10 protein-coding genes and 2 pseudogenes are annotated in these 13,442 nt (G+C 56.4%); 7 read left to right on the forward strand and 5 right to left on the reverse strand.

Annotated elements, in window-relative coordinates:
* Positions 1 to 3: 3 nt before the first annotated feature.
* On the reverse strand, positions 4 to 618 hold the full coding sequence (locus B7E11_RS13740; RefSeq protein WP_080835238.1) for a DUF47 domain-containing protein: 615 nt from the start codon (positions 616 to 618) through the stop codon (positions 4 to 6).
* A gap of 291 nt (positions 619 to 909) precedes the next feature.
* On the opposite strand from B7E11_RS13740, the gene B7E11_RS13745 reads away from it, so the two are divergent.
* From B7E11_RS13745 to B7E11_RS13775, 7 genes are all read left to right on the forward strand, one after another.
* Entirely contained in the window at positions 910 to 2,019 is a 1,110-nt protein-coding gene (locus B7E11_RS13745) for a rhamnogalacturonan acetylesterase (RefSeq protein WP_080835242.1), read from the forward strand.
* 397 nt (positions 2,020 to 2,416) lie between these two features.
* The gene (locus B7E11_RS13750) at positions 2,417 to 4,165 is read left to right on the forward strand and encodes a cache domain-containing sensor histidine kinase (protein ID WP_080835245.1); all 1,749 of its coding nucleotides are present in this window, start codon (positions 2,417 to 2,419) and stop codon (positions 4,163 to 4,165) included.
* Positions 4,166 to 4,168: 3 nt separating this feature from the next.
* Positions 4,169 to 5,731, forward strand: a complete 1,563-nt coding sequence (locus B7E11_RS13755) for a response regulator transcription factor (protein WP_080835248.1) — start codon at positions 4,169 to 4,171, stop codon at positions 5,729 to 5,731.
* Between the two features lie 108 nt (positions 5,732 to 5,839).
* Entirely contained in the window at positions 5,840 to 7,195 is a 1,356-nt protein-coding gene (locus B7E11_RS13760; RefSeq protein ID WP_080835251.1) for an ABC transporter substrate-binding protein, read from the forward strand.
* A gap of 340 nt (positions 7,196 to 7,535) precedes the next feature.
* A complete protein-coding gene (locus B7E11_RS13765) occupies positions 7,536 to 8,435 on the forward strand; it encodes a carbohydrate ABC transporter permease (RefSeq protein WP_080835254.1) in 900 nt (299 codons plus the stop codon).
* A 1-nt stretch (position 8,436) separates the two neighbouring features.
* Positions 8,437 to 9,282, forward strand: coding sequence for a carbohydrate ABC transporter permease (locus B7E11_RS13770; RefSeq protein WP_080835257.1), 846 nt, complete (start codon positions 8,437 to 8,439; stop codon positions 9,280 to 9,282).
* Between the two features lie 27 nt (positions 9,283 to 9,309).
* Entirely contained in the window at positions 9,310 to 10,344 is a 1,035-nt protein-coding gene (locus B7E11_RS13775) for a glycoside hydrolase family 88/105 protein (RefSeq protein ID WP_080835260.1), read from the forward strand.
* A gap of 452 nt (positions 10,345 to 10,796) precedes the next feature.
* On the opposite strand, the pseudogene B7E11_RS13780 reads toward B7E11_RS13775, so the two are convergent.
* The 4 genes and pseudogenes from B7E11_RS13780 to B7E11_RS13795 all read right to left on the reverse strand — a co-directional run.
* Positions 10,797 to 11,009, reverse strand: a pseudogene (locus tag B7E11_RS13780) (IS3 family transposase); the annotation flags it as partial.
* A gap of 65 nt (positions 11,010 to 11,074) precedes the next feature.
* Positions 11,075 to 12,295 (reverse strand): annotated as a pseudogene (locus B7E11_RS13785) (IS256 family transposase).
* A gap of 62 nt (positions 12,296 to 12,357) precedes the next feature.
* Positions 12,358 to 13,011 carry an IS3 family transposase gene (locus tag B7E11_RS13790; protein WP_245809726.1) on the reverse strand — a complete coding sequence of 218 codons (654 nt, stop codon included), beginning with the start codon at positions 13,009 to 13,011 and terminating at the stop codon, positions 12,358 to 12,360.
* A gap of 11 nt (positions 13,012 to 13,022) precedes the next feature.
* Positions 13,023 to 13,319 (reverse strand): transposase, encoded by a 297-nt coding sequence (locus B7E11_RS13795; RefSeq protein WP_080833492.1) that lies wholly within the window; start codon positions 13,317 to 13,319, stop codon positions 13,023 to 13,025.
* Between the last annotated feature and the right edge of the window lie 123 nt (positions 13,320 to 13,442).

Genomic DNA, 13,442 nt, shown 5'->3' on the forward strand with positions numbered 1-13,442 from the left:
CTCTTACGAATTGCGCATAATGATCGACTGGAGAATGTTTGCAACGTCTTCGCAGGCGTCGGTCGTCTCTTCCAGCCGCTCGTAAATTTCTTTGTGCTTGATCAGTTCGATCGGGTCCTTGACGTTGACGAACAAATTTTTGATGCCTTGCCGCATCAGTTCGTCCCCTTCGTTCTCGAGCTCGTTCAGCGTCACGCAGTGCGTCTGCATGGCCAGCAGCTTCTTCTGGGTCAGCAAGTAAATGGCGGATTTGATCTCCAGGCCGGAACGGCGGAGGCAGTCGCCGAATTTGCGGATGTAGGGGTCGGCCTTCGAAATTTGGTACATGTCGAACCGGGAGGCGCTCGCCTCGATGCCGTCGAGCACGTCGTCGAGCATTTTCGTGAGGGCCATGATGTCTTCCCGTTCGATCGGGGTGATGAACGTCTTGTTCAATTCGGTCAAAATCAGGTGGGCGAAATTGTCGCCGCGATGCTCGTACTCCTTCATTTCTTTGGCGAAAGCCGCCGTATCCGGCAAATCTCCGTCGACCGCGGCCGCAAACCGGTCAACCGTTTCGACGATGAGATCGGCCATTTCCTCCAACGTTTTAAAGAAAATATCCTTTTTCCGAAACACCGATAGCCCTTCTTTCCACTGATGGATGCCTTAACGTTTAGTTTACAAATCCACATCATATCTTAACACAGGCTTTACAAACAGGTACAGACTCTTTGCCGTTAATTGACGGACTTTATCAAAGTTTGGCCTAAGCCCGACCGAACTAACCGCCGTTGCCTTTTCTTTCTCCATAGTTTTACCCGTTGGACGGTTTATTGAACATTCCGCCCGGATTATTGCCTACCGCCGGAAAGGCGGAGGTCCTATAATGACAGTATTAGATAAAACGACGGGAGGTTGGCCTTAAAGATGGATAAAAAGAGTTGGAAATTCGATTTCGGCAGCTCCGAACCCGAATCGGGGTACATAAAAGTAACCGACCGCACCGTATACGATTCCGGCTCGGGGTACGGCTTTGCCGCCGGCTCCGCCGTCGCCGCCCGCGACCGCAAGGAGCCCGGCCCGCTCAAGCGCGACCTCGTCATTCCCGCGGACGCCGTATTCATCGTGGACGTTCCGAACGGCAATTATACGCTGTCCGTCCTGATGGGGGACTGGATCGCTCCGGCGTGCACGACGCTCAAAGCCTCGCCCGGCCGTCTGCTATTGCAGCGGCGCAGCGTTTCGGCCGGCCAATTCGTGCGGGAAACCGTTGCGGCAAGCGTCCGGGACGGGCAGCTCAAGCTGCATTTTTCCGGTCCGGCCCCGCGCGTCAACGCGCTGGAAATTACGCCCGCCCCGCATGCGGCGACGATGTTCCTGGCCGGCGATTCGACCGTGACCGATCAGCCGGAGGACGGGTTTCCGTACGCCGGCTGGGGACAGATGCTTCAGAGCTTCCTGAAGCACGACGTCGTCGTGGCCAACCATGCGAAATCCGGCCGCAGCTCCAAAAGCTTCATCGACGAAGGTCGGCTGGACGCGATTTTGAACGAAATCAAGGCCGACGATTATTTGCTCATCCAATTCGGACATAACGATCAGAAGCCCGACGAGGAGCGGCACACGGAGCCTTCCACGACGTACAAGTCGTATTTGCGAAAATATATCGACGGGGCCCGCGAGCGCGGCGCCCATCCCGTGCTGGTCACCTCCGTGCATCGCCGGTATTTCGAGGAAAACGGGACCCTCCGCGATACGCACGGGGCTTACCTGGACGCGGTGCGGGAATTGGCCGAAGAGGAAGGAGTGCCGCTCCTCGATCTGGCTGCCGCGAGCAAGCGGTTGTTCGAGGAACTGGGAGAAGAAGAAACGAAAAATCTGTTCATGTGGGGGGCGCCCGGCGAATTCGCCAATTTTCCCGGAGGCGTCGAGGACAACACCCATTTCCAGGAACGGGGCGGAATCGCCGTCGCCGGGCTTGTCGCCGATGGCATTCGGGCGCTCAAGCTTTGGCCGCTTGCCGGTTACTTGCGGTAGTGCCCGCCCGACGATTTCATTTGTTAGCAAGAGTTCCGAGCCGGGCGTGCGGTCCCGACGAACGGGTCGGGGCTCCCCGCCGAGCCCCCGGGGCCTGGCCGCTTGCTCCCATCCCATTTGGACGCTAACGGCGCCCATCCGACTTCCCCCTGCCCGCACGTTCGTTTATTCTCCGGCGCTCCCTGCCTCATACTCGTCTTGCCTCCCGGCGCAAATCCTAGCTGCCGGCTGCACCTGCGTCAGGACGACGCTGCCGCCGCCCGCACGCGAATGCCGGCTTCCTTTCCTCCGCTTACCGTCGCCCCTCCTCCTTCCTTTCTCTCCTTGGCTTTCCATTGACAGCGTTTCCGCTTTGATGACATAATTTTCTTTACTTAATAGGACGGGAGCTTGGGTTATGGAAAAATGGTTTCGCGCCTATCGCCATATGAAAATCCGGAACAAGCTTTCCATCCTGATCGCCCTGACCATCATCGTCACCTTCGCGTTTACGACCCTTGTACAGCAGTACGCGTTTTCGATCTACGATCGCCAGCTTTACGACAAATCGTCGCAGGTGCTGAATTTGTCGTCGGCGGCGATCGAAAGCGAACTGCAGCGCATCGAGCAGATTTCGTACAACATGGTCGCCGACGTCCAGCTTCAGAACATGCTGCGCTCGCTGCGCACGAGCGGGCCGGATTACGATTCCCACCTCCTGCGCCTTAATTTGATCGACCGGCTTCTGTCGTATATCGGCTCGGAGCCGAATTTGTTCTCGATTCATCTGATCGATTCGAACGGAACCGAGCATGCGGCGGGCAATACGTACTCCATCGGCTCCGCCAAAAAAGCCCGCATCATGCAGCTCGCCGGGGAAGCCGGGGGCGGAGACGTCTGGGTGTTTCCGGACGAGAACGATTCCGCGCTCATTTCGGTCCGGGACATCCGTTCTTTTTCGACGACGAACATCGATTTGCTTTACTTGGGCACGCTCATCATCCGCGTCAACCTCGACGCCATCGTCCGGAAATCGGTCGCGGAAGAGGGAGAGCTGCTCATTTTGTCGGACAGCGACGTCGTCTATCCGCGCAGGCCCTCCTTCGATACGGCCGTCATCGAGGACCGGCTGAACGAAGACAGGAAAGGCTATTTCACCGAAACGTCGGGCGGCGAAACGCTGTTCGTCTCCCACAGCCGATCGGCCTCGACTGGGTGGACGTACCTGAACTTGACGCCGTACAACCAGGTTTTCGAGCGGATCATTTTCGTCAAACGGCTTGTCGTCATCGTGTTCGGCGTCATTTTCATCCTGGTCATCCTGTGGGGCATCCGCTTTTCCCGGAGCCTGACGAGACCGATCGATGAGCTGATCGGACGCATGAAACTGGCGGAAAAAGGGAATTTTGCGGAAGCGAACGTGCTGAGCGGCGACGACGCTTCGAAGGCGATGGACGAAATCGGGCTGCTGCAGCGAACGTTCCGGCTCATGATCGAGCGGATCAACACGCTCATTACCGAAAACTATTCGAACCGGCTGCTCCTGAAGGAAACGGAATTCAAGGCGCTTCAGGCCCAGATCAATCCCCATTTTCTGTACAACACGCTGGAATCGATCAACTGGATCGCCAAAATGAACAAGCAGACGCAAATATCGCAGATGGTGGAGGCGCTCGGCCTGCTCCTTCGCAATTCCGTCAGCCTGAAGGAGCCGATCGTGACGCTGGCCGACGAAATCGCCATCGTGCGCAGCTACATTACGATCCAGAAGTTCCGGTTCGAGGAGCGCCTCGTCTTTTCCCTGGAAATTCCGGAGCGGTATCACCACCTGAAAGTCCCGAAGCTCACGCTGCAGCCGCTGCTCGAGAACGCCATTCAATACGCGCTCGAGCCGTCCATCGACGGCTGCTCCATCTGGATCCGGGCGTACGAGACGGAGAACAGCCTGAATCTGACGGTCGAGGACGACGGTCCGGGCATGCCGGCGGATACGCTTGCCCGGCTTCGCAGCGGCCGGTTAGCCTCGAAAGGCAATGGCATCGGCCTGATCAATATCGACGAGCGCATCAAGCTGAGCTTCGGGGAAGCTTACGGGGTCCAGGTCGAAAGCCGGCCCGGCCACGGCACCCGGATCATCATCCGCTTACCGAACGATACGGAGGGATAAACGATGTACAAAGTCCTGCTGGCGGACGACGAACGAATCATTCTGGACGGCATTTCGAGCATGGTCGATTGGCCGGCTTACCGGACCGAGCTTGCCGGGACCGCCTCGAACGGAATCGCCGCCTACGAGAAAATCGCCGAGCTTTCGCCCGACATCGTCATCAGCGACATTCGGATGCCCGGGCTCGACGGCCTCGAGCTCGTCGCCCGGACGCATGCCTCCCATCCCCGCACCCGGTTTATCATCTTGTCCGGGTTCGGCGAATTCGATTATGCGAACCGGGCGATGCAATACGGCGTCAAGCATTACCTTGTCAAGCCGACCAACGAGGACAAAATCGCGCAGGCGCTCCGGGAAATCGTCGCCGAGCTCGACCGGGAAGCGGACCGGGAAGCGTTCATGCAAAACATGAAGCACCGGCTCCAGAAAGTGATGCCCCACGTCAAGGAACAGGTGCTCAAGGAATTCGTCACGAACAAAACGTACGGCAGCCGAGATTGGGACTATTACCGCGGGCTTTTCCAATACGGGTTCGACCGTCCGGTGCGCCTGATTTTGTTTCAGTTGGAGGGCGCTTTCGAGTTCGAGCATTTGTTCGCCGTCAAAAACATCGCCGAAGATTTATTGCCGGGCTCCCTGCTCAGCACGACGATCGGCGACCACGTTCTCATCCTGATGGAGGATTCGGGAGACGCGGAAGCGATTCACCTGCGGCTGCGGGACATTCGCGGCACGTTTTTGCAATATTACAAAATGGACGTCACGATCGCGCTGAGCAGTCCGGATGAAATCGTCCGGGCCCGCAGCCTGTACCAGGAAACGCTGCAATGCCTGAATTACCGCTTCTACCTCGGCGAAGGCGGCATCATTACGAGCAAGGACACGTTTGCCTCGCAGGCGGCGGCTCCGGATGCGCTCGACTTCGACGAGGATCGGCTGGCAAGAGCGGTCAGGTCCGGCAACGTCAAAGAGGCGGCGGAGGCGATCGACGGTTTTTTCGACTCGCTGCGGCGCGCCCAGCTCGATATCGGCGTGGCCAAGTCCTACGCCATTCAGCAGTTCGTCGCGCTCGTTCGCCTGTCCGACCCGAAGCGCATGAACGAAAGCTTTCAGCGCATTCCCCAGCTCGCGGAAATGAACACGCTGCAGGCGATCAAGGATTTTCTCCTGCGGGCGGCGAACGAAATCGCGGGGCGCAACTACGAGCAGAACGTCGTCAAGCATACGTCCATCGTCCGCAAAGTCATCGACATCGTGGGCGAACAGCTCGGCAACGCGGACCTGTCGCTCAACCACGTGGCGGGGGAAATGCTGTACATGAACGCGGACTACCTCGGCAAACTGTTCAAAAAAGAGACCGGCGAGAAATTTTCCAACTACGTCATGAAGGCCCGGATGAAAAAAGCGACCGAGCTCATCGCGGAGCAGCCCGACATCAAAATATTCGAGCTGGCCGAACGGCTCGGGTTCGGGGACAATCCGCAATATTTCAGCCAGGTGTTCAAAAAACAGATCGGCTGCACCCCGTCCGAGTATATGAAGATGCCGGATAGCTCTGCTTTTTGAACAAACATATCGGTTTTTTGCCTTACCCTCTCCTCGAGAAGTCTGGATAATAGAAATGTAAGCATTTACAAACGCAGAACAAAAAGCTTTAAGGGGAGGACTCATCCAATGAAAAAAGCTTTAACGACGCTGCTGCTCAGTTTCCTGGTCGTCGCTTTGGCCGCTTGCGGAGGCAGCAATAACGGCAACGGCGCGGCCAGCCCGTCCGCTTCGGACTCCGGATCGCCTTCGGCTTCTCCGTCCGGCTCCGCGGCTCCTTCCGATTCCGGCGCAGACAAGGAGCCGGTTACGCTCCGCGTCGCCTGGTGGGGCGGACAATCCCGCCACGACTATACGCTGAAGGTTCTCGATCTGTACGAGCAGCTTAACCCGCACGTGACGATCGAACCGGAATACGCCAGCTTCGACGACTATTGGAAAAAGCTGGCCCCGCAAGCGGCCGCCAAAAACCTGCCGGACATCATTTCAATGGATATTTCGTACTTGACCCAATACGGCACGCAAGGTCAAATCGCCGACCTGCAGCCGTTCATCGACAACGGCACGATCGACACGTCGAATATCGCCGAAAGCGCCATTTCCGGCGGCAAGGTTAACGATACGCTGTACGCGTTCAACCTCGGCTCCAACGCGCTGCTGTCCGTCATCGACAAAGCGATGCTGGAAAAGGCCGGCGGCACCATGCCTTCCCAGGATTGGACGTGGGACGACGTGACCGCGCTCGCGGAAACGATGAAGTCGCAAGGCAAGCTGCTCATGCAGGACATTCGCCACGACGTTTTCTTCCCGTTCTATTTGAGAAGCCAAGGCCAGCACATGTACGCGGCCGACGGCAAGAGCCTCGGCTACGACGACGACAAGTACTTCATCGACTTCTACACGAGATATAACGACTGGTATCAAAAAGGCTACCTCCTGTCGCTCGACAAGCTGGCTCAGAAGAAAGGCACGCCGGAAGACGGCGAGCTCGAGCTCGGCAACGCGGTCAGCACGTGGGGCTGGTCGAACCAATATATCCTGTCGTCCACGGTAGCCAACCGTCCGTTCGAAATTTTGCCGGTTCCGGGCTGGAACGAGAACAAGGCTCTGTACCTGAAGCCGAGCATGTACTTCTCCATCGCCGAGAACTCGAAGGTGAAGGAAGAAGCGGCCAAGTTCATCGACTTCTGGGTGAACAACGTCGAAGCGAACAAAATCATCATGGGCGAGCGCGGCGTGCCGGTTTCGTCCGCCATCCAGGAAGCGCTCAAGCCGGACCTGTCGCCGGAGCAAACGAAAGTGTTCGAATACGTCTCCTGGGCCGAGCAAAACAGCAGCGAAATGGATCCGCCGAACCCGGCCGGGGCGACCGAAGTCGACAAGCTGCTCAAAGAAACCGCGGAAAAGATCATGTACAAGCAATTGACGGTGGAAGAAGCCGCGAAAAAATTCCGCGAGGACGCGAACAAAATTTTGGCGAAATAAGGTTTTGGAAAGACTGTCAGGGCGATCCCTGGCGGTCTTTTTCCATTTGGCGTCGTGTTGACCGCCTCCCTCCCGTCCGCCGACGCCGGATGTGCTTGAAATTTCCTTCCTCATGTCGCTCGACAAGCTGGCTCAGAAGAAAGGCACGCCGGAAGACGTACCCGAAATTTTCGCCCTTCGCCCGCCCCGTTCATGTCGGCTAATTAAACAAAAAGAACGGTTTTTTGCCTTCTGATCGTTCGTTTCAGCCTTCATAATGAACCTATGGATATAAGCGTTTACACGGACGGCGGCTATGAACCAACATACGTCGCGACTACTGCCCAAGGGAGTTGATGTTATGAAGCTGCGCCACAACGACCATGTGGTCGGGTATCTTTTTTCCGCCCCGTTTATACTGGGCTTCCTGATTTTTATCGTGTTCCCGATGTTCTCCTCCCTTTACTACTCGTTTACGAACTACAACCTGCTGACCGCTCCCGACTTCGTCGGCCTGGACAACTACAAAACGATGTTCACCGACGACGACAAATACTGGAATTCGGTCAAAGTCACGCTCCACTACGTCGTCGCGAGCGTTCCTTTGCGGCTGGCGTTCGCGCTGCTCGTGGCGATGATTTTGAACAAGGCGGTAACCGGCATCGGACTGTACCGTTCGGCCTACTACTTGCCGTCCCTGATCGGCGGCAGCGTCGCCGTCTCGATTTTGTGGACGCAGGTGTTCGGCGACCAGGGCCTGATCAATTCGGCGCTCGGCCTGATCGGCATCGAGAGCAGCACGTCCTGGATCGGCAATCCGAGCACGTCGCTCTGGACGCTCATCGCGCTGTCGGTCTGGCAGTTCGGTTCCTCGATGCTTATCTTCCTTGCCGGGCTCAAAAACATCCCGAAAGACTACTACGAAGCCGCCAGCGTGGACGGGGCGAACAGATTCCGCCAGTTTTTCAAAATCACGCTGCCGATGCTCAGCCCGATCATCCTGTTCAACCTGATCATGCAAACGATCTCCGCCTTCATGACCTTTACGCCGGCCTACATCATCTCCCGCGGCGAAGGCGGACCGCTCGATACGACGCTGCTGTATTCGTTGTACCTGTACAAGAGAGCGTTCGAGTTTTACGAGATGGGCTACGCTTCCGCCATGGCCTGGGTCATGCTGATCGTCATCGCGGTCCTGACGCTCATTCTGTTCAAGACATCCAAGTTCTGGGTCCACTACGAGTCGAAAGGAGACAACTGATATGGCGCACTCGACCAAGCTTTGGAAGCGGATCTCGTACCACGTCCTCGTCGGCGGCCTGGGGCTCGTCATGATCTATCCGATCCTGTGGCTGTTCGCGAGCTCCCTCAAGCCGAACAACGAAATATTCACGACGGCGTACAGCCTCATTCCGAGCAAGCTCGAATGGAAAAACTACGTCACCGGCTGGGCCGGGTTCGCCGGCAACTCGTTCGACACCTTTTTCAAAAACTCGTTCATCATCGTCTTCCTGTCCACGATCGGGGCCGTCGCCAGCTCCGCTCTCGTCGCCTACGGGTTTACCCGGATCAAATTTTTCGGACGCGGCTTCTGGTTCGCCTGCATGATGATGACGCTCATGCTGCCGCGAGACGTGACGATCATTCCGCAATACATCATGTTCACGGACTTCGGCTGGCTGTCTTCGTTCAAGCCGATAATCGTCCCGCAGTTTTTCGGCATCCCGTTCTTCATCTTTCTGATCATGCAGTTCATTCGCACCGTGCCCGTCGACCTCGACGAAGCCGCCAAAATGGACGGCTGCAGCAAATACGGCATCTTTTTCCGGATTATTTTGCCGCTGACGGTGCCCGCCCTCGTGACGGCAGCGATTTTCTCCTTCTACTGGACGTGGGAAGACTTCTACCATCCGCTGCTGTACTTGAACAAGCCGGAGCTGTATCCGGTATCGCTGGCGCTCAAGCTGTTCCTGGACGGCGAGTCGCTCAACAACTGGGGCGGAATGTTCGCCATGTCGTCGCTGTCGCTCATCCCGGTGTTCGTCATTTTCTTCATCTTCCAGAAGTATATCGTAGACGGCATCGCGACAAGCGGTTTGAAAGGATAAAACATCATGTTGGAGGAGTTGGAAGCTATGCCTGCACTCGTATTTGACGAAAATCGGATCCGCCAAGCCATCGACCGGGTGGTCGACCGCACGTTCCGCATGGATTTCAGCTGGGATTGGCCCGGGGGCGTCGCGTTCTACGGCGTCTGCGAAGCTTACAAGGCGACGGGCAACGAGGAATACTTGCAAAAAGTAAAAGCGTGGGTCGACGAAAATATGGAGGACGGACTGCCCAAGCTGTCGGTCAACGGGGTATCGATCGGCCACTCCTTGCTCGCGCTTTACGAAGCGACCAAGGAAGAAAAATATATCGAAACGGCCAAGGAAATGGCCGAGTACCTGACGCGAGAAGCGGCCCGCTTCGGGGACGGCATTTTTCAGCACACCGTCAACTCCGAAACGTACAACTTCCCCGAGCAAGCGTGGGTCGACACGATGTTCATGGCCGGCTTCTTCCTGCTCCGCATCGGCGCGCTGCTCGGCAGCAAGGAATACTTCGAGGACGGCCTGCGCCAGTATCACGGTCATGAGAACGTCCTGCAGGACCCGGTGACCAACCTGTATTACCACGGCTGGGACAACATTGCCGGCAACCACATGTCGGGCGTCTTCTGGGCCCGCGGCAACTCCTGGGCGGCGCTGACGATGGCCCGCGCGCTCGATATCGTGCCGGTCACGCATCCTTCGTTCATGATCATCGAAGGCTCGCTGCGCGACCAGCTGAGCGCCCTCGTGCGGCTGCAGGATCCCGAGTCCGGCCTGTGGCACACGATCACGACCGACCCGACCTCGCCGCTCGAAACGTCGGGCTCCGCCGGCATCGCCTGCGCGCTGCTGACCAAGGGCCGCCTGTACAACAAGTACACGCAAAAGGCGATCGACGGCGTCCTGGCGCGGATTACCGACGACGGCACGGTCACGGGCGTATCCGCCGGCACGGCCGTCATGGAGGACGCCGAAGGCTACAAGGGCGTGCCCGACAAGCGCATCCAGGGCTGGGGCCAAGGCCTGACCCTCGCGTTCCTGTCCGAGCTGCTGAACTCGAAAAAGAATCCTTATTGATCCGCCGGTTTCCCGCCCCTCGCCGCGAGCGGGGGGCGGGTTTTATATTGGGCATCAACCTCAACCCTCCGCCGCGCACGCCGCCTCCCCAGTTGAGTCGTGGTTACTCATCTCGGCCCGCCATCCGCATACGGCCGCTTTCACTTGAGTAATATGTACTCATCTCAGCCCTCCGCCGCGCACGCCGCCTCCCCAGTTGAGTCGTGGTTACTCATCTCAGCCCGCCATCCGCATACGGCCGCTTTCACTTGAGTAATATGTACTCATCTCAGCCCTCCGCACGCACGCCGCCTCCCCAGTTGAGTCGTGGCTACTCATCTCAGCCCTCCGCACGCACGCCGCCTCCCCAGTTGAGTCGTGGCTACTCATCTCGGCCCGCCATCCGCATACGGCCGCTTTCACTTGAGTAAAATTGAACCTCTGTCAAGAAAGTGGACACTCAAATTGAGTAATTAAGAAGCAAAGTTGGCAGCAAAACGAACCGGCGACAGATAGCCAAGTGCACCATGGATTCGTTTGCGGTTGTAGAACAGCATGATGTACTCGTAGATCTCGTCGTACGCCTGCTTTTTCGTTTTAAACTTGGTGCAGTAAATGAGCTCCTTCTTCAGAATGCTGTGGAAGGACTCGATGCACGCATTGTCATAGCAGTTTCCTTTTCGGCTGGGTCTGTCAATAATTTTGTGTAAACTCTTTTATAGGCATCTCTCCGAAGGGGAGATTAGCCTCCTCAAGGTAAGTGCTGGCCGATCCGGTCCGGAAAGAAGACGGAGAGCTGCAGGAGCATCTGTCCCCAGTTTTGAACACGACCGGTCCATTTGCGGGTGACGTCCATCGTGACTAAGTACAGCATTTTCAGTAGCGCCTCGTCGCTTGGGAAGATGCTTTTCCCTTTGGTGACTTTTCGCAATTGGCGATGATAGCTCTCAATCATGTTCGTCGTGTAGATGAGCTTACGAAGCTCAGGCGGATACTTGAAGAAGGTGGCGAGTTCGTCCCAATTGCTGCGCCATGAGCGGACAATAAGGGGATACTTGGCGCCCCACGTCTCCTCAAAGCGGTCGAGTTCCAGCAGAGCCATTTCCTCCGTAGCAGCCTTGTAGATGGGCTTCAGATCGGCCGTCACCTTCTTCAGATCCTTGTAGGAGACGTAGCGCGTGGAGTTGCGGATCTGGTGGATGATGCACTTCTGAATCTCCGTCTTCGGATAACAGGCAGAGATCGCCTGGGAGAAGCCCGTGATGTTGTCGACACAGGTGATAAGGATGTCCTGAACGCCGCGATTCTTAAGATCGTTCAAGACGCTCAGCCAGAACTTCGCGGACTCGTTCTCGCCGATCCACATGCCCAGCACGTCCTTGTTGCCGTCCATGACGATCCCAATGACCATGTACGCAGCTTTGTTCACGCCCGCCCCGGCTTGCTTCACCCTGCAGTGGATGGCGTCCAGGAAGACGACCGCGTATACGTCCTGCTACGGCCGCTTCTGCCACTCTTTGATGAGCGGAATGATCTTATTCGTGACATTGGAAATAAAGGTTGGCGAGACCTCCAAACCATAGAGATTCTGCAGATGGTCCTGGATCTCCCGCGTGCTGACGCCTTTGGCGTACAGGGCGACGATCTGATCCTCGATCCCCGTCACGTTGGACTGATGCTTCTTCACCACGAGCGGCTCGAACTCGCCCAGGCGATCCCGTGGCACGGCAATCTCCTGGTCGCCGTACTCGCTAGTGACGATTTTCTTGCTCTTACCGTTGCGACTGTTCTTCGTCTGCTTGTTCTGCACGTCATGCTTGCTATAGCCCAGGTGCGTATCCATTTCGGCCTCTAGCATTTCTTGCAGCGTTTCGGCAAACAGGTCCTTTAGCGCATTCTGCGCATCCTGTGCGGTGACCAGATTATTCTCCTTGATGAAACTCCGCAGCTGCTCTTTCGTCCATAATCCCATGTGTGCTCCCCAACCTCTCCATGATTTCATTTTAGTAGGTTTGAGAGTTTACACAAAGTATTTTACAGACTCTTTCGGCTCATGCTGGCTTCCATTTTGTAGGTTTCAAGTTGCTTACGGTAATCTTCTGACGTGTATTGGGAACCACGATCGCTGTGGTGCAGAAGGCCTTCCGGCGGCTTTTTCGCTTCGTAGGCGTCATCTAGCGCGCCCAGGACCAGATCGACGGTCATGCGGTCTCCCAGACGCCATCCAACGACCTCACGTGTGCATAGGTCTAGCAGGCTCGCGAGGTACAAGCGGCCTTCGTTACAAGGAATGTACGTAATATCTGCAACCCATACTTGATTCGGCTTCTCCGTTGCAAACGCTTGATTTAGCGTGTTCGGGGCGACGGGATTGTTGTGATTGGAGTCGGTGGTAACGACCTTGAATTTACGAGATACGCAGGAACGCAGGTTTAACTCCCGCATGTAGTTGCTTACCGTTCGCTCGGTTATTTGAAAGCCCTCTTCATGCAACAAGTGCGTGATCTTCGGGCTCCCGTACCGTTCTTTGTTGTCGTAGAAATGATACGTGATGCGCTCCATCACCTTCTCCTTCAGAAGGGCTTGGTTGCTTGGCTGCGCATCCTTCCAGTTGTAATAACCGCTCCGAGAAACACCGAGTACCGCGCACATCTTCTCCACAGGAAAGTCGGAGCGATGATCTTCAATGAATTGAAATCTTACTTTCTTGGGCTGCTGAAGATGTGCACTGCTTTTTTTATGATTTCAAGCTCCTGTTCGAGGTCTGCAACCTGCTTGTCTTTCTCGCGGAGAAGCCATTCCAGCTCACGAATCCGATCTGCGCTGTTAACGGGCTCGACCTCAAACTGACGATACTTTGCTACCCACCCGTATAACGTCTTTTCCGGAATATCCAATTCCTGCGCAATCTGTACGACCGTCTTCGTTTGTTCCTGGATGTACCTTACCGTTCTTTGTTTGAACTCCTCGTTGTAATGCACCCGTTGTCCACCCATGTGAACACCTCCCGTTAATCTTATTATTGGGTTTATCTTAACGAGTGTCCATCTTTTATTCTAGCTGCAAATTTACTCATCTAGCCTGCCGTCGCGCACGCCGCCTCCCCAGTTGAGTCGTGG

Source organism: Cohnella massiliensis (assembly GCF_900169535.1).
Lineage (GTDB): Bacteria > Bacillota > Bacilli > Paenibacillales > Paenibacillaceae > Cohnella > Cohnella algarum.